Annotated in this window: 19 protein-coding genes; 13 read left to right on the top strand and 6 right to left on the bottom strand. The window is 73.1% G+C overall.

Translation table 11 applies throughout. From position 1 onward, the window contains the following. The first annotated feature begins 67 nt into the window (after nucleotides 1-67). Genes yciA through hemW form a run of 3 tightly spaced genes read left to right on the top strand, consistent with a single transcriptional unit; the run spans nucleotide 68 to nucleotide 2,004 of the window. Nucleotides 68-484: an acyl-CoA thioester hydrolase YciA gene (gene yciA, locus DK419_RS08045; RefSeq protein ID WP_109958615.1), complete on the top strand. Its 417-nt coding sequence runs from the start codon at nucleotides 68-70 to the stop codon at nucleotides 482-484. Next, on the top strand, nucleotides 481-792 hold the full coding sequence (locus DK419_RS08040) for a YkgJ family cysteine cluster protein (RefSeq protein WP_109958614.1): 312 nt from the start codon (nucleotides 481-483) through the stop codon (nucleotides 790-792). The genes yciA and DK419_RS08040 overlap by 4 nt, the downstream gene beginning before the upstream one ends. Nucleotides 793-840: 48 nt before the next feature. Continuing rightward, nucleotides 841-2,004 (top strand): radical SAM family heme chaperone HemW, encoded by a 1,164-nt coding sequence (hemW, locus tag DK419_RS08035; protein WP_109958613.1) that lies wholly within the window; start codon nucleotides 841-843, stop codon nucleotides 2,002-2,004. Nucleotide 2,005: 1 nt separating this feature from the next. Here the strand turns inward: hemW and DK419_RS08030 are convergent, their stop codons facing one another. After that, nucleotides 2,006-3,214 carry a penicillin-binding protein activator gene (locus DK419_RS08030; protein WP_109958612.1) on the bottom strand — a complete coding sequence of 403 codons (1,209 nt, stop codon included), beginning with the start codon at nucleotides 3,212-3,214 and terminating at the stop codon, nucleotides 2,006-2,008. 165 nt (nucleotides 3,215-3,379) lie between these two features. On the opposite strand from DK419_RS08030, the gene rsmI reads away from it, so the two are divergent. The 3 genes from rsmI to DK419_RS08015 all read left to right on the top strand — a co-directional run bounded on the left by rsmI (nucleotide 3,380) and on the right by DK419_RS08015 (nucleotide 5,017). Further along, a complete protein-coding gene (gene rsmI / locus DK419_RS08025; RefSeq protein ID WP_109962189.1) occupies nucleotides 3,380-4,348 on the top strand; it encodes a 16S rRNA (cytidine(1402)-2'-O)-methyltransferase in 969 nt (322 codons plus the stop codon). Next, complete coding sequence (locus DK419_RS08020) at nucleotides 4,332-4,715, top strand: YraN family protein (protein WP_208642296.1); 384 nt, start codon at nucleotides 4,332-4,334, stop codon at nucleotides 4,713-4,715. Before rsmI ends, DK419_RS08020 begins: the two co-directional genes overlap by 17 nt. Nucleotides 4,716-4,801: 86 nt before the next feature. Continuing rightward, complete coding sequence (locus DK419_RS08015; protein WP_109958610.1) at nucleotides 4,802-5,017, top strand: hypothetical protein; 216 nt, start codon at nucleotides 4,802-4,804, stop codon at nucleotides 5,015-5,017. A 103-nt stretch (nucleotides 5,018-5,120) separates the two neighbouring features. On the opposite strand, the gene DK419_RS08010 is transcribed toward DK419_RS08015, so the two are convergent. After that, nucleotides 5,121-5,510 (bottom strand): response regulator, encoded by a 390-nt coding sequence (locus DK419_RS08010; protein ID WP_109958609.1) that lies wholly within the window; start codon nucleotides 5,508-5,510, stop codon nucleotides 5,121-5,123. Nucleotides 5,511-5,674: 164 nt separating this feature from the next. Here DK419_RS08010 and DK419_RS08005 point away from each other — a divergent pair, with 164 nt between their 5' ends. From DK419_RS08005 to DK419_RS07995, 3 genes are read left to right on the top strand one after another with little or no spacing between them, the layout of a single operon-like run. Next, a complete protein-coding gene (locus DK419_RS08005; RefSeq protein ID WP_245442869.1) occupies nucleotides 5,675-6,676 on the top strand; it encodes a glycine betaine ABC transporter substrate-binding protein in 1,002 nt (333 codons plus the stop codon). A gap of 13 nt (nucleotides 6,677-6,689) precedes the next feature. Next, on the top strand, nucleotides 6,690-7,847 hold the full coding sequence (locus DK419_RS08000) for an ABC transporter permease subunit (RefSeq protein WP_109958607.1): 1,158 nt from the start codon (nucleotides 6,690-6,692) through the stop codon (nucleotides 7,845-7,847). Continuing rightward, a complete protein-coding gene (locus DK419_RS07995; protein WP_109958606.1) occupies nucleotides 7,844-8,605 on the top strand; it encodes an ABC transporter permease in 762 nt (253 codons plus the stop codon). The genes DK419_RS08000 and DK419_RS07995 overlap by 4 nt, the downstream gene beginning before the upstream one ends. A gap of 4 nt (nucleotides 8,606-8,609) precedes the next feature. Here DK419_RS07995 and DK419_RS07990 read toward each other — a convergent pair whose 3' ends face one another. Further along, nucleotides 8,610-10,670: a M3 family metallopeptidase gene (locus tag DK419_RS07990; RefSeq protein WP_109958605.1), complete on the bottom strand. Its 2,061-nt coding sequence runs from the start codon at nucleotides 10,668-10,670 to the stop codon at nucleotides 8,610-8,612. Between the two features lie 219 nt (nucleotides 10,671-10,889). On the opposite strand from DK419_RS07990, the gene DK419_RS07985 reads away from it, so the two are divergent. Together DK419_RS07985 and DK419_RS07980 are read left to right on the top strand one after the other, a co-directional pair. Then, complete coding sequence (locus DK419_RS07985; RefSeq protein WP_109958604.1) at nucleotides 10,890-11,774, top strand: extensin-like domain-containing protein; 885 nt, start codon at nucleotides 10,890-10,892, stop codon at nucleotides 11,772-11,774. A gap of 61 nt (nucleotides 11,775-11,835) precedes the next feature. Continuing rightward, a complete protein-coding gene (locus DK419_RS07980; protein WP_109958603.1) occupies nucleotides 11,836-12,927 on the top strand; it encodes a L,D-transpeptidase in 1,092 nt (363 codons plus the stop codon). Between the two features lie 143 nt (nucleotides 12,928-13,070). Here the strand turns inward: DK419_RS07980 and DK419_RS07975 are convergent, their stop codons facing one another. The 3 genes from DK419_RS07975 to ccrA form a co-directional block, all read right to left on the bottom strand. After that, nucleotides 13,071-14,270, bottom strand: a complete 1,200-nt coding sequence (locus DK419_RS07975) for a lytic murein transglycosylase (protein WP_109958602.1) — start codon at nucleotides 14,268-14,270, stop codon at nucleotides 13,071-13,073. Nucleotides 14,271-14,420: 150 nt separating this feature from the next. Then, nucleotides 14,421-15,023: a 3-isopropylmalate dehydratase small subunit gene (leuD, locus tag DK419_RS07970; RefSeq protein WP_109958601.1), complete on the bottom strand. Its 603-nt coding sequence runs from the start codon at nucleotides 15,021-15,023 to the stop codon at nucleotides 14,421-14,423. Nucleotides 15,024-15,130: 107 nt separating this feature from the next. Next, on the bottom strand, nucleotides 15,131-16,426 hold the full coding sequence (gene ccrA / locus DK419_RS07965) for a crotonyl-CoA carboxylase/reductase (RefSeq protein WP_109958600.1): 1,296 nt from the start codon (nucleotides 16,424-16,426) through the stop codon (nucleotides 15,131-15,133). A gap of 198 nt (nucleotides 16,427-16,624) precedes the next feature. On the opposite strand from ccrA, the gene DK419_RS07960 reads away from it, so the two are divergent. Together DK419_RS07960 and DK419_RS07955 are read left to right on the top strand one after the other, a co-directional pair. Next, the gene (locus tag DK419_RS07960; RefSeq protein WP_109958599.1) at nucleotides 16,625-18,643 is read left to right on the top strand and encodes a protein meaA; all 2,019 of its coding nucleotides are present in this window, start codon (nucleotides 16,625-16,627) and stop codon (nucleotides 18,641-18,643) included. A gap of 234 nt (nucleotides 18,644-18,877) precedes the next feature. Continuing rightward, complete coding sequence (locus DK419_RS07955) at nucleotides 18,878-19,300, top strand: cupin domain-containing protein (RefSeq protein ID WP_109958598.1); 423 nt, start codon at nucleotides 18,878-18,880, stop codon at nucleotides 19,298-19,300. Nucleotides 19,301-19,323: the final 23 nt, after the last annotated feature.

The following is a 19,323-nucleotide window of genomic DNA, read 5'->3' as shown; positions in this document are numbered from 1 at the left end:
ATGCTCGCGCGGGAGACCAGGGGCGAGTGGACCTGGTGCGAGTGACCTTGGGGGAGGCTGGGGCATCATGGCGCAGACCGAGGACACGGGCGGGCGCCCGCAGGGCGACCTCACGGTGCGGACCATCGCGATGCCCGCCGACACCAACGCCAACGGCGACATCTTCGGCGGCTGGGTGATGTCGCAGATGGACCAGGCCGGCGGCATCGCCGGGGTCGAGCACGGGCAGGGACGCGTGGTCACGGTGGCGGTCGACGGCATGACCTTCCTGCGGCCGGTCCGGGTCGGCGACGTGCTCTGCGTCTACACCCAGGTGGTGGCCACCGGGCGCACCTCGATGCGGATCCAGATCGAGGCCTGGGCCCGGCGCTTCCGCACCCAGACCCGCGAGAAGGTGACGGTCGGGGTGTTCACCTTCGTGGCGATCGACGACGACGGCCGCCCGCGCCCGATCCCCCCGGCGGCGCCGGGCCTGACCCCGTGACGCGCGACCCCGCCGACCCGGGCGGCTTCGCCTGCCAGGAATGCGGGGCCTGCTGCGCGTACTCGGCCGAGTGGCCGCGCTTCAGCACCGAGGACGATGCCGACATCGCCCGCATCCCGGCGGCGTATGTCGACGATCCGGCCGGGCGGATGCGTTGCGAGGGCGAGCGCTGCTCGGCCCTCGAGGGCCGCGTCGGGGAGCGGGTGGCCTGCAAGGTCTACGCGGTGCGCCCGGAGGTGTGCCGCACCTGCGAGCCCGGCGATCCGGAATGCCTGATCGCAAGGCGGCATCACGGCCTGCCGGTGTAGGCGCCGCAGCCCCTTGCGCCGCGGCCCCAAGGTCGGCACATCCGCCGGATGATCGAACATCCGACCCGGGACGTCGGCTTCGGGGTCTACCTGCACTGGCCCTTCTGCGCCGCGAAGTGCCCGTACTGCGACTTCAACAGCCACGTCCGCCACGCGGCCATCGACCAGGCGCGGTGGCGCGCCGCCTTCGCGCGGGAGATCGCGCACGCCGCCGCGCTCGCGCCGGGCCGCACCGTCACCAGCATCTTCCTCGGCGGCGGCACGCCCTCGCTGATGGAGCCGGCGACGGTCGGCGCGCTCCTCGACGCGGTGGCGGGAGCCTGGAGCATGGCGCCCGACGTCGAGGTGACGCTGGAAGCCAACCCCACCAGCGTCGAGGCCGGCCGGTTCCGCGGCTACCGGGCCGCCGGGGTCAACCGGGTCTCGCTCGGGGTCCAGGCCCTCGACGACGCCTCGCTGAGGAAGCTCGGCCGGCTCCACAGCACCGCGGAGGCGCTGCGGGCGGTCGAGACCGCCGCGGCGCATTTCGAGCGCACCTCCTTCGACCTGATCTACGCCCGCCCCGACCAGACGCCCGAGGCCTGGGCGGCGGAGCTGCGCGGGGCGATCGACCGGGCGGCGGAGCACCTCTCGCTCTACCAGCTCACCATCGAGGAGGGGACGCCGTTCTACGGGCTCGCCGCCGCCGGCAAGCTCGCCGTGCCGGACGACGACACGGCGCGGGTCCTCTACGACGTGACGCAGGAGGTCTGCGCGGCCGCCGGCCTGCCGGCCTACGAGATCTCGAACCACGCCCGGCCCGGCGCCGAATCGCGCCACAACCTGCTCTACTGGCGCTACGGCGAGTATGCGGGCATCGGCCCCGGCGCCCATGGCCGCCTGGTCCTGCCCGAGGGCCGCACCGGCACCTCGACCGAGCGCAACCCGGAGGCCTGGCTCGCCCGCGCCGAGTGCGAGGGGCACGGCATCGTCGAGACGGAAGCCTTGAGCCCCGGCGACCAGGCCGACGAGTTCCTGATGATGGGCCTGCGCCTGCGCGAGGGCATCGATCCGGCGCGCTACGCCGCGCTCGCGGGGCGTTCCCTCGATCCGGACCGCGTCGCCGGCCTCGTCGAGGCGGGCCTCGTCGCGCGCAGGCCCGACGATCGCCTCGCGGCGACCCCGAAGGGGGCGCCGGTGCTCAACGCCGTGGTGGCCGAGCTCGCGGCCTGATTCAGGTCCCCGACGGCCCGAGCGCCCGCGGCGCCGGGCTGGCGATCGTCGCGCCGTTCCCGCGGATCTCGAACACCGCGAGGGTGCGGTCGCTGGTCCCTTCCGGGCGGAACCGGAAGGTGCCGTCGACCCCGGCGAAGCCCGACGGGTTGGTGAGCGTGGCGTCGGCGAAGCGCTGCGAGCCGTATTGCCGGTTGAGCGCCGCGGCCAGCGAGACCGCGTCGTAGGCGAGCGTCGCGACGCGGACCGGATCCGAGCCGAACCGGGCGCGGTAGCGCTGGCTGAAGCCGGAGAAGCCGGCGGGATCCGCGGCGGCGAACCAGCCGCCCTGGAAGGCCGGCAGGGCGAAGACCCGCGGGTCGTTCCAGACCGCGGTGCCGACCGGCTTCACCCGGGCCGGGTTGAAGCCCGCGCGGGTGAGCGCCGCGCCCGCGGCGGCGAGGCCCTCCGGCGTGTCGGGCAGGAACAGCGCGTCGGCCTGCGGCGCCGGGCCGGCGATCAGCGACGCGACGCGCCCGATCGCGGCGGCCGGGTTGCCGGCGGGGTAGCGCTCGATCGCCACCACGCGGCCGCCGCGGCGCGCCACCGCCTCGCGGAACTGCGCCTCGACGACGCTGCCGTAGGTCGTCTCCGGGATCAGCGCCACGAAGGAGCGCCGCCCGGCCGCCGTGGTCTCGTCGATGATCCGGTCGACCTCGGTCTGGGGCAGGAAGCTCAGGAGGTAGACGCCGCGCGCCGCCACGCTGGCATCGGTCGAGAAGGCGATCACCGGCTTGCCGGCCGGCCGCGCCGTGGCGGCGGCGGACTGCACCGTGGCGGCGAAGAGCGGGCCGATGACGAGCTCAGCCCCCTCGGCGAGGGCCGCGGCCGCGGCCTCGCGGGCGCCCTCCGGCGTGCTGCGGTCGTCCTTCACCAGGATCTTGAGATCGGGGCTCTGCGATTCGTCGAGGGCGAGGGTGGCGGCGTTGCGCAGGCCCGCGCCGACCGCGGCGCCGGGACCGGAGAGCGGCAGGATCAGCGCGACCTTGACGCTGCCGGTGCCCAGTACCGTCCCGTCGCCGGCCGGCGCGGCCGGTGCCTCGACCGGTGCGGTGCGGGTCGCGACGACCGGGCTGTCGACCCCGCCGCAGGCGCCGAGCGCCAGAAGGGCCGCGAGCGTCGCGGCGCTCCGCCCGAGACGCCCCAGAGTGTCGAGGCCGATGCCCCCCATCGCCCGCTCCCCCGCTCCGCCCGCGGCCGCGCCGCGAATCGGCACCGGCAACCGGACAGCAACATCCATGCCCGGTGCATAAAGTCTGCCGACGAAAAGTAAACGACCGCTCCCGCCCACGCCGCGATGGCGCTGGGGGGTTGCGCCGTGGCACTGTCCCGGGCGATGACCCAGCGCAGCGACGATCCTCGCCGCCGTCCCCCGGAGCGGTCCGCGACCGGCCGGGGCCCGGCGGTCTACACCGCCTTCGGCCTCGCCGCCGAGGCCGAGCCCCTGTCGCCCGGCCTGCACGTGGTGGCGACGCCGATCGGCAACCTGAAGGACGTGACCTTCCGGGCGCTCTCGACGCTCGCCGCCGCCGACGCGGTGCTGGCGGAGGACACCCGGGTCACCCGCACGCTGCTCGCCCATTACGGCATCACCACGCCGCTCGTCGCCTATCACGAGCATTCGGGCGAGGGGGTGCGCGAGCGGATGATCGCCCGGATCAAGGCGGGCGAGGCGCTGGCGCTGGTCTCGGATGCCGGCACGCCGCTGGTCTCCGATCCCGGCTTCAAGCTGGTCCAGGCCGCGATCGAGGCGGGGCTCGCCGTGACGCCGATCCCCGGCCCCTCGGCGGCCATCACCGCGCTCGTCGCCGCGGGCCTGCCGACCGACCGGTTCTTCTTCGAGGGCTTCCTGCCGCAGAAGAGCGGCGCGCGGCGCAACCGCCTCGCGACGCTGGGCGCCGTGCCCGGCACGCTGGTCCTGTTCGAGGCGCCCCACCGCCTGCCCGAGATGCTGGCCGACGCCGCCGACGTGCTGGGCGGCACCCGGCCCGCCGCGGTGGCGCGCGAGCTGACCAAGCTGTTCGAGACCGTGCGCCGGGGCGACCTCGCCGGGCTCGCCGCCGAGTATGCCGCCTCCGGCCCGCCGAAGGGCGAGGTGGTGGTGGTGATCGGCACCGCGCCCGAGGACGCGCCGGGCCCGGAACACGACGCCGACCTCGATGCCCGCCTCGAGGCGGCGCTCGCCCGCCACTCGATCAAGGACGCCGCCTCCCTCGTCGCCGACGAGACGGGCCTGAAGCGGCGCGAGGTCTATGCCCGCGCCCTGGTGCTGGCCCGCCGCGCCGACGATGCCGGCGACGCCTGAGGCGGCGCGGCGGCGCCGGCTGACCTTCGCGCGCGGCCGCCGGGCCGAGCTGCTGGCGGCGCTCGCCCTCATCGCCAAGGGCTACCGGCCGCTCGCCTGGCGGGTCTCGGTCGGTGGCGGCGAGATCGACCTGATCGTGCGCCGCGGCAGCGTCGTCGCCTTCGTCGAGGTCAAGGCGCGGCCGACGCTCGACGAGGCCTCCGTCGCCATCGACGCCCGCAAGCGCCGGCTGTTCTCCCGCGCGGTGCGGGCCTGGATCGCCCGCTCGCCCTGGAGCGCCGGCCTGACCCTGCGGGCCGACGCGGTCTTCGTCGCGCCCGGGCGCTGGCCGCGCCACGTCGTCTCCGCCTTCGAGCTGGATGCGTAGCCGTTTCGCGATTCCGTTCATCTTGCGTGCAGCGCAGCATACTTAAGCTTGCGGGCAGGACCGGAACGCGAGAGGGAGGTCTCGAGATGCGCAGCGGGTTCGGATGCGAGTCCTGCGGCTCGCCGGCGGTCCGCCTGCCGGCCGACCTGAACGACGACGCCATGATCGAGTGCGACGGCTGCGGCTGCACGCTGATGGCGTGGGGTGCGTTCAAGCGCCGCGTCGAGGCGCAGGAGGCGGCCGAGCGCTGCGAGCCGGCCGAGCGGCGGGCGATCGGGGCCAGGGCCGGGGCGATTCGCTGAGGCGCGGCCTCGATGCGCCGCTCACGCGACGCGGTCACCCCCTCCAGGTCATCCCGCGGCTCGCCCCGGGACGACGCGGAGCGGTGTCGATCTCTGTGAGAACTCAGCCCGACGCCGCCGCGATCGCGGCGATCAGGGTGCGCTTGAGGTCCTGCTGGCTGAACGGCTTCTGCACCACCGGACGATCGCGAAAAGGCTCGCGGATGCCGGCGCCGCCGTAGCCGGTGGAGAAGACCAGCGGCAGGCCGCGGCGCACGATCGCCTCGGCGACGGGGTAGATCGGCTCGCCGGCGACGTTGACGTCGAGGATCGCGACCACGAAGCTCTCGCTCTCGGCCATCTCGAGCGCCTTGCTCAGCCGGGCCGCCGGACCCACGACCTCGCAGCCGAAATCGAGCAGCATGTCCTCCAGCAGCATCGAGATCGCCGCTTCGTCCTCCACCACGAGGACGCGGGCACCGTTCAGGAGGTCTTCGCTTGTGTCCGTGCCCACGCCGGAATTCTTTCCCTCAACGCCCCGTTCCGGGGTTCGACCGACTCGTCCCTGCCGTTGCGGAAACCGCAAAGCCGTCAGGGGTTTCAATCGCCCGCAGCCCGTGCGAGTCCACGCCGGTACCCAGTACCTGCGCCGGTGAGCCGTCGCCCGGAAAGGCAGACATGTCAAGCGCACCGACCTGGGACGCGATGCAGCGGCGCCACTGCGCCCGCCCCCCCTTGAATCGGCGCGCCGTGATCGCGGGGGCGCTCGCGGGCCTCGGCGTCGCGACGGGGGCTCGGGCCGACACGCCCGTCGACAAGCCCGTCATCGTGGCCTCGAAGAGCCACGGGGAGGGCATCCTCCTCGGCCACCTGATCGTCATGATCCTGCAGCGCCTCGGCGTGCCGGTCTCGGCCCGCCTCCAGCTCGGCCCGACCCGCATCGTGCGCACCGCGCTGACCTCCGGCGAGATCGACGCCTATCCCGAATATACCGGCAACGCCGCCTTCTTCTCGGGCACCGAGTCCGATCCGGTCTGGCGCCGGGCCGACAGCGCCTACGCGGCGGCGAAGGCCTTCGACGCCAGGAACGGCCTCACCTGGCTGAAGGCGGCGCCGGCCAACAACACCTGGCAGATCGCCGTGCAGGGCGGCCTCGCCCGGGCCGAGCGCCTCGCCACGATGGCGGATTTCGCCGGCGCGGTCCGGCGCGGCCTGATCGAGCTCGCGGCCTCCGCGGAGTTCGTCGAGAGCCCCGCCGCGCTGCCGTCCTTCGAGCAGGCCTACGGTTTCACGATGCCGCGGGAGCGGATCGTGATGCTGCCGGGCGGCGACACGGCGGTCACGCTGCGGGCCGCGGCGCAGGGCATCAGCGGGGTCAATGCCGGCATGGTCTACGGCACCGACGGGGCGATCGCCGCCCTCGACGTGGCGGTGATGAGCGATCCCGCCGGCGCCCAGATCGTCTACGAGCCCGCCCCGCTGATCCGCAGCGCGATCCTCGCCCGCCACCCGGCGATCGGGCCGGCCCTCGACCGCCTGTTCGGCGGCCTCGACCTGCCGACCCTGCGGCGCCTCAACGCGCGGATCGCCGTGGACGGCGACACGCCGGAGGCGGTCGCCCGCCGCTACCTCGAATCCCTTCCGCCGGAGACCCCCTCGCCGGGGCGGTCCTCTCCATGATCGCTCTCGCCTCATGATCGCTCCCGCCGCGCCCCGTCCCGCCGCCTGGCTGCCCCCCACGCTCGCCGCCCTGGCGGTCGCGGCGCTCGCCGGCCTGCCCTTCCTCACCCTGGCGCCGAACCGCCTCGTGCCGGGCAGCCCCGTGGCTTGCGGCCTTGCCGGCGTCGCGGCGGGGGTCTTCGCGATCCTGGCGGCCGTGCTGCTCGCGGGCCCGGCGCGGCGCGGGCGGGCCTTCGCCGCCGTCGCGGCGGCGCTCGCCGCGTGGGTCGCCCTGCTCCTCGGTGCCGGGCAGGGCGCCGCCGGCCTGCTCGCCGGGCAGCCGCCGGCCGCCCGCGCCGCCCTCGGCTCGGGCGCCTGGCTCGCCGGGCTCGGCCTGGCGGGCCTCGTCGCGGAGGCCGTTCGATTGGTGTTGCCGCGCCGCGGCGGGTTCGTCGCCGCGCTGCTCCTCCTCGGCCTCACGGGCCTCGCCGCCAGGGCCGGCCTCCTCGACGCCCTCTCGCTCGCGGTCGAGTACCGGGCGCGGGCGGAGGCCCTGACGACGGCGATCCTCCAGCATCTCGGGCTCGCCGGAGCCGCGCTCGGGCTCGCCCTCCTGGTCTCCGGGCCGCTGGCGCTCCTCCACCTGCGCGGCGGAGCCCTGTCGCGGGTCGCCGACGGGCTCCTCGGCGGGATCCAGGTCGTGCCGGCGCTGGCGCTGTTCGCCGCCCTGGTGGCCGGCCTGTCGGGCCTGCTCGCCGCGGTGCCGGCGCTGCGCGGCCTCGGCCTCTCCGCCATCGGCCCGACCCCGGCGGTGATCGGCACCGCCGCCTATCTCGGCCTGCCGCTGGTGCGCGGCCTCGCGGCCGGCCTCGCGGCGGCGGATCCCGACGTGCTCGCTGCCGCCCGGGCGATGGGCCTCACGCCCCGCGAGGTGCTGCTGCGGGTGCGCCTGCCCCTCGGGGCGCCGGTGCTGATCGGGGCGCTGCGGGTCGCCGCCGTGCAGAGCATCGGGCTCGCCACCCTCGGCGGCCTCGTCGGGGCCGGCGGGCTCGGGGCGGTGGTGTTCGAGGGCATGGCGCAGTTCGCCCAGGACCTGATCCTGCTCGGGGCGCTGCCGGTGATCGGGCTGGCGCTGGCGGTCGATGCCGGGCTCGCGCTCCTCGCGGGATCGACCACGGAGACGGCGGCATGACCCGCGCCGATCGCGACGCCGACCGTGCCGCCCACCGTGCCGCTTTGGCGCCGCTCCTCCTCGGCCTCGCCCTCGCGGGGCTGAGCCTGCCGGAGGTCGCCGGGTTGGTGGTGCGCGTCCTCGGCCTGCAGGCCGGCACCCCGGTGCCGGCCGGGCGCCTCGCCTGGCTCGCCCGCCAGCATCTCGGCCTGGCGCTCGCCGGGTTCGTCCTCGCCGGCGGGGCCGGGCTCGCGCTGGGCATCCTGGCGACCCGCGCCGCCGGGGAGCGCCTGCGCCCGACCCTCGACACCCTGGCCGCGGCGGCGCAGGCCGTCCCGCCGCTCGTGGTGGTGGCCCTCGCTCTGCCGGTGATCGGCTTCGGCGCGGCCCCGATCCTGCTGGCGCTCGCCGCCTACGGGCTGATGCCGGTGATGCGCGGCACCGTCGGGGCGCTCGCCACCGTGCCGGACGACGTGCGCCGGGCGGCGACCGCCATGGGGCTCACCCCGGCGCAGGTGCTGCTCCGGGTCGAGCTGCCCCTCGCCGCCGGGCCGATCCTGGAGGCCCTGCGGGTGGTGCTAGTGCTGGCGGTCGCGACCGCGGCGATCGGGGCGCTCGCCGGCGCCCAGACCCTCGGCACCCCGATCGTCGTCGGTTTGCAGAACCAGAACACCCTGGCGCTGGTTCAGGGCTCGGCCGCCGCGGCCGCGCTCGCCTTCCTGGCGGATGCGGGCTGGCTCGCGGCGGCGGCCGGGATGGGCCGGCTGCTGCGCCGATAGGCGCCTACGCCGCCGCAAGCCCCCGCTTGCGCAGGAGCGGCGCGGTGCTCGGCAGCCGGCCGCGGAAGGCCGTGTAGGCGCTGCGGGCGTCGCGCAGGTTGCCGGCGCCGTACACGTAGGTGCGCAGGCGCTCGGCGGTGGCCGGGTCGAAGATGTTCCCGGCCTCCCGGAAGGCGTCGAAGGCGTCGGCGTCCAGGACCTCGGACCAAAGATAGCTGTAGTAGCCGGCCGCATACCCCTCGCCGGCGAAGATGTGCTGGAAATGCGGCGTGCGGTGGCGCATCGCGATCTCGGCCGGCATGCCGATGCGGCGCAGGGACTCGGCCTCGAAGGCGAGGGGATCGATGCCGGCTTCGGCCTCCCCCGACAGGTGCAGGTCGAGGTCGACGATGGCCGAGGCCGTGTACTCCACCGTGGCGAAGCCCTGGTTGAAGGTGCGGGCGGCGAGCAGCCGGGCCAGCAGGTCCTCGGGCATCGGCTCGCCGGTGCGGTAGTGGCGGGCGTGCGAGCGCAGCACCTCCGGCTGCTCCAGCCAGTGCTCGTAGAGCTGCGACGGCAGCTCGACGAAGTCGCCCGCCACCGCGGTCCCGGCGAGCATCGGGTAGGTCACGTCCGACAGGAGCCCGTGCAGGGCGTGGCCGAATTCGTGGAACAGCGTGCGGGCGTCGTCGAAGGACAGCAGCGCCGGCTCGCCCTCAGCCCCCTTGGCGAAGTTCATCACGTTGACGATGATCGGCGTCACCTCGCCGCTCAGGCGCTCCTGCGAGCGGAAGCCGCTCATCCAGGCGCCCGAGCGCTTGCTGGCGCGCGCGAAGTAGTCGCCGAGGAACAGGCCGACGAGCCGCCCGTCGCGGTCGGCGACCTCCCAGGCCCGCACCTCCGGGTGGTAGCGCGGCACGTCGTGCAATTCGGTGAAGGAGAGGCCGAACAGGCGGTGCGCGGTGTCGAAGGCGGCCTGGATCATGCCCTCGAGAGCCAAGTACGGCTTGATCTCGCCCTCGTCGAGGGCGTGCTCGCGCCGGCGCAGGCGCTCGGCGTAGTGGCGCCAGTCGTGGGGCGCGAGGGGTGCGGTCTGGCCGTCCTCGCGGGCGAGCGCCTGCAGCCGGTCGCGCTCGGCCTCGGCCCGGGCGCGGGCCGGGGCCCAGACCTCCTCCAGGAGCCCGACCGCGGCGTCGGCGCTGCCCGCCATCGTGTCGTCGAGGCGGTAATCGGCGTAGCTCGCGTAGCCGAGCAGGCGCGCCCGCTCGGCGCGCAGGCGCAGGGTCTCGGTGATGATCGCCCGGTTGTCGGTGTCGCCGCCGTTCTCGCCGCGGCGGATCCAGGCGGCGTAGGCGCGCTCGCGAAGGTCGCGCCGGGTCGAGAAGACCAGGAACGGGTCGATCAGCGAGCGCGACAGGGTGACGACGTGGCGGCCCTTCAGCCCGCGCTCCTCGGCGGCGCGGCTGGCGGCGGCGCGCAGGAAGGGCGGCAGGCCGGCCAGGTCCTCCTCGCCGGAGAGCTCCAGCATGAAGGCGCTCTCGTCGGCGAGCAGGTTCTGGCTGAACCGGGTGCCGAGCTCGGCGAGCCGCGCCGCGATGGCGGCCATGCGCTCCTTGGCCTCGGCATCGAGCTCGGCCCCGGCGCGGCGGAAGCGCAGGCGATAGCGCTCGCGCACCCGCTTCTGCTCGTCGGACAGGCCGTCCTCAGCCACCGCGGAGACCCGCGCCCACAGGTCGGGGTTGAGGTAGATCGCGCTGCCGTGGCGCGCGAGCCGCGGCGCCACCGCCCGCTCCACCCCCTGGAGATCCGGGTTGGTGTGGCTGCCGGTGAGGTTGAAGAAGGTCGCGGAGACGCGGCGCAGCCCCTGGCCGGAGCGCTCCAGCGCCTCGAGCGTGTTGGCGAAGGTCGGCGGCTCGGGATTGCCGGCGATCGCCTCGATCTCGGCGACGTGCTGGGCCAACGCCCGCTCGAAGGCCGGCTCGTAATGGGCGGGCGCGATGCGCTCGAAGGGCGGCAGCCCGTGCGGCGTGGTCCATGCCGGCTCGGAGAAAGGGTTGGGCTCGTGCTCCGCCGTGACGCCGCGCATGCTGGTCCTCTTCGCTGATGGGCGGACGACGATAGCCCCTGGGTCGGGCAGCGCAAGCGAAGGCCGGTCGCAGGACGGCGGTCACGGTTGGGAACGGTCACGCTTGGCCGCCCGTTGTGGAGGGCCGTCCGACACGATGTCCGGGAGAGGGGATCCCGCGTCCCTTCTTTCCCTGGATGCCCCCGGGCCGGCGAGGGTCGCGCGATGGGAGTGAGGGCCATGCCGGATAGGATCGCCGGGCGGATTCTGGCCGCGCTGATGGGGGCGACGCTCGCAACGTGTCAGGCCGCCGCACAGGCACCTGCCGCTTCACCGCCCCTGAGCCGGGTCCCCGCCGATCAGGTTCCCCTGCCGCCGCCGCGGCCCGAGGAGGCCAAGGAGCCGGCTGCCAAGGACCCGGCTGCTAAGGACCCGGCTGCCAAGGACCAGACGGCCAAGGAGCCGGTCCCGAAGGAGGCCGTCAGGGAAACGCCGGCCGCGCCGGTGCCGGAGCCGGCGCCGCTGCCGCCCGAGCGGCCCGCCGACCTGCCCTCCGGCCCGGCGCCGACCCCGGCCACGATCGTGCCCGACGACACCGCCTGCCTGCGCCGTCTCGAGCGTCTCGGCGCCAGGGCCGAGCCGGTGGCGGCGCTGTCGGACGGGCTGTGCGGGGCGGCGAGGCCCCTGCGCGTGACCGAGCTGCCGGACGGCGTGACGCTCGCGCCGGCCGCCACCCTGACCTGTACCGCCGCCGAGGCCCTGGCCCGCTGGAGCACCGAGGTGCGGGTGATCGCCGAGCGCACCCTCGGCAAGGCGCCGCAGAAATTCCAGATCGGCGGCTCCTACGAGTGCCGCGGCCAGAACCACGACCCGAGCGCCAAGCTCAGCGAGCACGCCTACGCCAACGGCGTCGACGTGATGGGATTCACGATCGAGGGCCGGGCCCCGCTCGCCGTCGGCGCGACGCGGGAGGGTACGCCGGAGGCCGCCTTCGAGGCCGCCGTGCGGGCGCGCGCCTGCGGCTTCTTCCGCACGGTGCTCGGGCCCGGCTCGGACGCGGCCCACGCCAACCATCTCCACCTCGACGAGCGCGAACGCCCGGCCGGGCACCGCCTGTGCCAGTGAGCGGGAACGGGAGACGGCATCCGCGGCTTTTAGGCCTTGCTGGATAGCGGGAGACACGCGGATGCGAAGGGCGGCGAGGCTCGGGACGGCTCTGCTGATGATGGGGATGTCGGGCGCGGCCGGCGCCGCGGAGGCTCCGCTGACGCCGGAGGCGATCAACCAGGCTCAGTTCGCCGCCGGCGCGCCCGAGGAGGGCGGCAAGCCGGGCGAGAAGGCGGACAAGGCCAAGGCTGCCGACAAGGCGGCCGGGAAGAAGACGGCCGAGAAGCGGCCCGACCCGCTGACGATCCGGACGCAGGTTCTGCTCGACCGGGCCGGCTTCTCGCCCGGCGCCATCGACGGGCGCGACGGCGACAACCTGCGCGGGGCGCTCGCGGGCTTCGCCAAGGCCAAGGGCCGGTCCTTCTCGGGCGCGCTCGACGCGACGCTGTGGCAGGCCTTGTCCGGGATGAGCCAGGACCCGGCGGTGACGCAGTACACGCTGACCGACGAGGACGTCGCCGGCCCGTATGCCGAGACGATCCCGCCGAAGATGGAGGAGCAGGCCGACCTCAAGGCGCTCTCCTACACCTCGCCGGCCGAGATGCTGGCCGAGCGCTTCCACATGAGCAAGGCGCTGCTCGAGGCGCTCAACCCCGACAAGCCGCTGACCAAGGCCGGCACGGCGATCACCGTCGCGGCGGTGCCACGGCTCGAGACCGGGCGCATCCCCGCCAAGGAACTGCCCGAGGCGCCGAAGGTCAGCCGCATCGAGGTCGACAAGGACGCGCTCCAGGTCCGCGCCTACGGCGAGGACGGGGCACTGCTGCACCTCTATCCGGCCTCGATCGGCAGCGAGGAGAAGCCGGCGCCGAGCGGCGTCCTGAAGGTCGAGGGCGTCGCCTTCGATCCGACCTACACCTACAATCCCAAATACGAGTTCAAGGGCGTCGAGGCGAAGCGCAAGTTCACCATCAAGCCCGGCCCGAACAACCCGGTCGGCGTGGTCTGGATCGACCTCTCGGGCAATGACGGCTACGGCATCCACGGCACGCCCGAGCCGGAGAAGGTCGGCAAGACCGAGTCGCACGGCTGCGTCCGGCTCACCAACTGGGATGCCCGCGATCTGGCCAGGCACGTCGAGAAGGGCGCGAAGGTCGATTTCGGGAAGTGATCCGGACTTCGTCGGTTCGACGTCGTCACGTCGGACTTGGCGACCGAATCTCGAACGGCCCTCCGCGTCGTCCCGGTGCTCGCCGAGGGCGAGAATCCGGGATCACGCGGCGGGTGCGAGGGCCGGTATCGAGGACCGGACCCTCAATTGCCGCGCAGCAGCGCTTCCAGCACCTTGGCGCCGGGCCGGCCGGTCTGCGGCATGCCGAGCCGCCGCTCGATGTCCTTGATCGCCTCGCGGGTCTTCGATCCGACCCGGCCGTCGGGCTCGCCGACGTCGTAGCCGCGGGCGGCGAGCGCGCTCTGCAGGCTGCGGCGCTCGGCGCGCGACAGCGGCGGGTCGTCGGTCGGCCAGGCGGTCTGGACGCCGGCCTTGCCGCGCAGGCGGTCCGACAGCACCGCGATGGCGAGGCCGTAGGATTCGGCGGCGTTGTAGGAGTAGATCGCGTCGAAGTTCCTGGTCACCAGGAAGGCCGGGCCGTTCGCGCCGGCGGGGGCCAGGATGCCGACCGGACCCTCGGCCGAGAGCGGTCGCCCGTCGAGGCGGGTGACCCCGAGGGAGGCCCAGTGCGCCACCGGCTTCTTGTTCTTGCGGCCCGCCGCCGCGACGTTGAAGCCCGAGGGCAGCCGCACCTCGTAGCCCCAGGGCTGGCCGTTGTGCCACTTGGCGACGCGCAGGAAGTTCGCGGTGGAGCCGACCGCGTCCGGCACCGAATCGACCACGTCGCGCCGCCCGTCGCCGTCGAGGTCGACCGCGAGGCGGTGATAGGTGGTCGGCATGAACTGCGTCTGGCCGAAGGCGCCGGCCCAGGAGCCCGTCAGGCGCTCGGGCGCGATGTCGCCCTTGGCGATGATCCTGAGGGTGGCGAGCAACTCGGTCTTGAAGAACTCGCGCCGGCGGGTGCCGCCGCAGGCGAGCGTCGCGAGCGACTGCACCAGCGGCATCTTGCCGAGGTTCTTGCCGAAATTCGATTCGACGCCCCACACCGCCGCGATGGTGTAGCGGTCGACGCCGTAGCGCGCCTCGGCCTGGGCGAGGGCGCTCGCGTGCTGGCGCATGGCGGCGCGGCCGTCATCGACCCGCTCGTCGTCGACGAGGGCGGCCATGTAGTCCCAGATCGGCGTCTTGAACTCGGGCTGGGCCTGGGACAGCTCGATCACCTTGTCGTCGAAGCTGATCCCGGCCGTGGCGGCCTGGAACGCCGCCGGCGACACGCCCTGGGCGGCGGCCTCCTGGCCGATGCCGGCGAGGCAGGAGCGGAAATCCGCCAGCGCCGCCTGCGGCAGGCCGAGGCCGGCGAGGCAGAGCAGGGTGGCGGCCTTGAGGGTCGCGCGCCGCGTCATGAGCAGAAGTCTCTCCCGTTTGCCCGGTCCTGAACCCCGAATGGGGCGTCATCAGGGTTAAGGAAGTCCTGATGGAACCGGAGACCGGCGGGGCTGTCGCCGCGGCGAACCGCCCGCCGGCCGGGAGGGATTAAGCGTCGCCGTTCGCCGTCAGGCCCAGGGCCGCTCGGCGAGCGTCTGCTCGTAGGCGTCGATCGAGGACGCCTTCTCGAGGGTCAGGCCGATATCGTCGAGGCCGTTGATGAGGTTGTGCTTGCGGCCCGGATCGATGTCGAAGTGGAGCGTGCCGCCGTCCGGCCCCTTGATGAGCTGGTTCTCGAGGTCGATCGTCAGCGTCGCGTTGGCGCCGCGGTTGGCGTCGTCGAGGAGCTTCTCGAGGTCTTCCGGCGCCACCGTGATCAGCAGGATGCCGTTCTTGGCGCTGTTGTTGAAGAAGATGTCGGCGAAGCTCGTCGAGATGATGCAGCGGATGCCGAAATCGGCGAGCGCCCAGGGGGCGTGCTCGCGCGACGAGCCGCAGCCGAAATTGTCGCCCGCCACCAGGATTTTGGCGTTGCGGTAGGCCGGCTGGTTGAGGACGAAGTCCGGGTTCTCCGAGCCGTCGTCGCGGTAGCGCATCTCGGAGAACAGGCCCTTGCCGAGGCCGGTGCGCTTGATCGTCTTGAGGTACTGCTTGGGGATGATGCGGTCGGTGTCGACGTTGACGATCGGCAGCGGCGCCGCGACGCCCTCCAGCACGGTGAACTTTTCCATTGATCTTCGTCCGAGATGCGCGCCGCGCGGAGGAAACCCGCGCGGCGTCAGTTCGGAGGTGTTCTAGCAACTCGCCGATGCGGCGGGAAGCGCGGGGACGCGGGTCGCTATCGCGACCCCGACAGCTCCAGCACGTCGTCGAACGTCCGCAGGCCCGCCCGCGGCGAGTTCACCAGCACCGCCATGTTGCCCGGCGCGTGCTGGTTCTTCCACATCTTGGTGTGGGCCTCCGGGATCTTGTCCCAGGGGAACAGCTCGCTCATGCAGGGATCGACCCGGCGGTCGATGACGAACTGGTTGGCGGCCGCCGCCTGCTTGAGGTGGGCGAAGTGCGAGCCCTGGATGCGCTTCTGGCGCATCCAGACGTAGCGGGCGTCGAAGGTGATGTTGAAGCCGGTCGTGCCGGCGCAGAACACCACCATGCCGCCGCGCTTCACCACCAGCGCCGAGACCGGGAAGGTCGCCTCGCCCGGGTGCTCGAACACGATGTCGACGTCGTTGCCCTTGCCGGTGATGTCCCAGATCGCCTTGCCGAACTTGCGGGCCTCCTTGGTCCACTCGTTGAACTCGGGCGAGTTCACCTTCGGCAGCTGGCCCCAGCAGTTGAAGTCCTTGCGGTTGATGACGCCCTTGGCCCCTAGGCTCATGACGTAGTCGCGCTTCGACTCGTCCGAGATCACCGCGATGGCGTTGGCGCCGGCCGCCGCGCAGAGCTGCACACCGAATACGCCGAGGCCGCCGGACGCGCCCCAGATCAGCACGTTCTGTCCCGGCTTGATCGTGTGCGGCGCGTGGCCGAACAGCATCCGGTAGGCGGTGGCGAGGGTGAGCGTGTAGCAGGCGCTCTCCTCCCAGGTCAGGTGCTTGGGCCGGTGCATCAGCTGGCGCGACTGCACCCGGCAGAACTGGCCGAACGAGCCGTCCGGGGTCTCGTAGCCCCAGATGCGCTGGGACGGCGAGAACATCGGGTCGCCGCCGTTGCACTCCTCGTCGTCGCCGTCGTCCTGGTTGCAGTGGACGATGACCTCGTCGCCGACCTTCCAGCGCTTCACCTTGGCGCCGACCGCCCAGACGATGCCCGAGGCGTCGGAGCCCGCGACGTGGAAATCCGCCTTGTGGACGTCGAACGGCGAGATCGGCTCGCCGAGGCCGGCCCAGACGCCGTTGTAGTTGACGCCGGCGGCCATCACGAGGACGAGCACCTCGTCGTCGCCGATCGACCAGGTCGGCAGGACCTCGATCTGCATCGAGGTTTCCGGCGGGCCGTGGCGCTCGCGGCGGATGGCCCAGGCATACATCTTCGCCGGGACGTGGCCGAGCGGCGGAATCTCGCCGATGTCGTAGAGATCCTTCAACTCGGACCCACCCTTTGCCACCGGCTCCAACGCGGCGCTCGCTGCCATCGCGGACCCTCCCTTGAAATATTGCACTGCACCGTGGATCCTAGCCTCGTTCCAAGGGGGCTCCAATAGCCCTTTTGGCGACGGGGCCGACTTGTCGGCCTCAAGGTCAGGGTGACGGTTAAACCGGGCGCGGCTAGGATCCGGGCACGGGCGGGCGAAAAGTCCCGCCATGCCGGGCAACGAGGGGCGAGGGTGCAAATGGGCGAGCCGGACGTCAAGCGCGACAAGCCGTGGATCATCCGCACCTATGCGGGCCATTCCACGGCGGCGGAATCGAACGCGCTCTATCGCGGCAACCTCGCCAAGGGGCAGACCGGCCTCTCGGTCGCCTTCGACCTGCCGACCCAGACCGGCTACGATCCCGACCACGAGCTCGCCCGCGGCGAGGTCGGCAAGGTCGGCGTCTCGATCGCGCATCTCGGCGACATGCGGACCCTGTTCCAGGACATCCCGCTCTCGCAGATGAACACCTCGATGACCATCAACGCCACGGCCCCCTGGCTGCTGGCGCTGTATCTCGCGGTGGCCGAGGAGCAGGGGGCACCGTTCTCGGCGCTGCAAGGCACGACCCAGAACGACATCATCAAGGAGTACCTGTCGCGGGGCACCTACGTGTTCCCGCCGGGGCCGTCCCTGCGGCTCACCAAGGACGTGATCCTGTTCACGACGAGCCAGGTTCCGAAGTGGAACCCGATGAACGTCTGCTCCTACCACCTGCAGGAGGCCGGGGCGACGCCGGTCCAGGAGCTGTCCTACGCGCTCGCGGTCGCCATCGCGGTCCTCGACACGGTGCGGGACGATCCCGATTTCGACGAGGCGAGCTTCGCCGACGTGGTCGGGCGGATCTCGTTCTTCGTCAATGCGGGCCTGCGCTTCGTCACCGAGATCTGCAAGATGCGGGCCTTCAGCGATCTCTGGGACGAGATCACCCGCGACCGCTACGGCATCGACGATCCGCGAAAGCGCATCTTCCGCTACGGCGTGCAGGTGAACTCGCTCGGGCTGACCGAGCAGCAGCCGGAGAACAACGTCCACCGCATCCTGATCGAGATGCTGGCCGTCACCCTCTCGAAGCGCGCCCGCGCCCGGGCGGTGCAATTGCCGGCCTGGAACGAGGCGCTCGGCCTGCCGCGGCCCTGGGACCAGCAATGGTCGATGCGGATGCAGCAGATCCTCGCCTTCGAGACCGATCTCCTCGAATACGACGACATCTTCGACGGCTCGGTCGCCATCGACGCCAAGGTCGAGGCGCTCAAAGCCGAGACCCGGGCGGAGCTCGCCCGCATCGGGGCGCTCGGCGGGGCCGTCGCGGCGATCGAGACCGGCCTGATGAAGCGGGCCCTGGTCGAATCGAACGCCAGGCGCATCGCCGCGATCGAGCGCGGCGAGCAGGTCGTGGTCGGCGTCAACAAGTTCCAGAACGGCGAGCCCTCGCCGCTCACCGCCGGCGACGGCGCGATCTTCACCGTCTCCGAGACCGTCGAGATGGAGGCGCAAGGCCGCATCAAGGCCTGGCGCAGCCAGCGCGACGCGGGCGCCGTCGCGTCCGCGCTCGACGAGCTGGAGGCCGCGGCGCGGGACGGCCGCAACGTGATGCCGGCCTCGATCGCCTGCGCCAAGGCCGGCGTCACCACCGGCGAGTGGGGCGAGCGCCTGCGCCAGGTCTTCGGCGAGTACCGGGCGCCGACCGGGGTCAGCCCCGAGACCGTCACTTCGGGGGCGGCCGAGGAGGCGCGCCTGCTGGTGGCCGACCTCGGCGAGCGGCTGGGCGAGGCGCCGAAGCTCGTCGTCGGCAAGCCCGGCCTCGACGGGCACTCGAACGGCGCCGAGCAGATCGCGCTCCGCGCCCGCGACGTCGGCTTCGACGTGACCTATGACGGCATCCGCCAGACCCCGGCCGAGATCGTCGCCAAGGCGCGCGAGCGCAACGCCCACATCATCGGCCTGTCGATCCTGTCGGGTTCGCACGTGCCGCTGGTGCGCGAGGTCCGGGCGCGCCTGCGCCAGGAGGGCCTCGACCACATCCCGGTCGTCGTCGGCGGCATCATCTCGCCCGAGGACGAGCTGGTGCTCAAGAACATGGGCGTCGCCGCGATCTACACCCCGAAGGACTACGCCCTCGACACGATCATGGTCGGCCTCGCCAAGGTGGTCGAGCGCGCGATCGCACGGCGCGAGGCGGAGGACGCGGCGCCCCGGCGGGAAGAGGTGTTCTGAGGGGACGGGACCGGCCTCGCTTCCCTCGACGGAATCACACCCTCCGGGTCATCCCGGGGCCGCGACAGCGGAGCCCGGGATGACCCTGCGTGTTGGCGATGGTGGCGACATCTCGGGGCGCGCGCACGACCGTGCGGCCGCCAGTCTATCACCCTCCCTTGACTGTCCCGTGGACGCGCGCACACTCCCTGCACTCGCGCCAATGCAACAGAGCGCGACGACGGGAGGAACACCATGCTGACGCGCCGCGGTTTCGCGGGGTTCGCCTCGTGCGCGATCTGCAGCCTGACCGGCTTTCTCGCCACCGATGCCGGCGCCCAGTCGCCGCCCGCCGCTACGCCGGGGGTGAAGCGCAAGGTCCTGGGCCAGACCGAGGGGCCGGCGCCGGGCTACGTCACCATCACGGCGGAGGTCGAGATCGAGCCCGGCGTGCTGGTCGGCCGCCACACCCATCCGGGGATCGAGTCGGGCTACATCGTCGAGGGCGAGATCGAGCTGCCGATCGAGGGCCAGCCGACCCGCGTGCTCAAGGCAGGCGACGGCTTCCAGGTTCCGGCCGGCGTGCCCCATGCCGGGTCGAAGAGCGGGGCAAAGCCGGTGCGCCTCGTCAGCACCTACATCGTCGAGAAGGGCAAGCCGCTGGCCTCGCCGGCGTGAGGCGGCGTCTGGCTGCGGCGGGG

This window comes from Methylobacterium terrae (genome assembly GCF_003173755.1).
Lineage (GTDB): Bacteria > Pseudomonadota > Alphaproteobacteria > Rhizobiales > Beijerinckiaceae > Methylobacterium > Methylobacterium terrae.
Note: the sequence above shows the minus strand (reverse complement) of the source record. Positions and strands in the feature narration are given on the sequence as shown.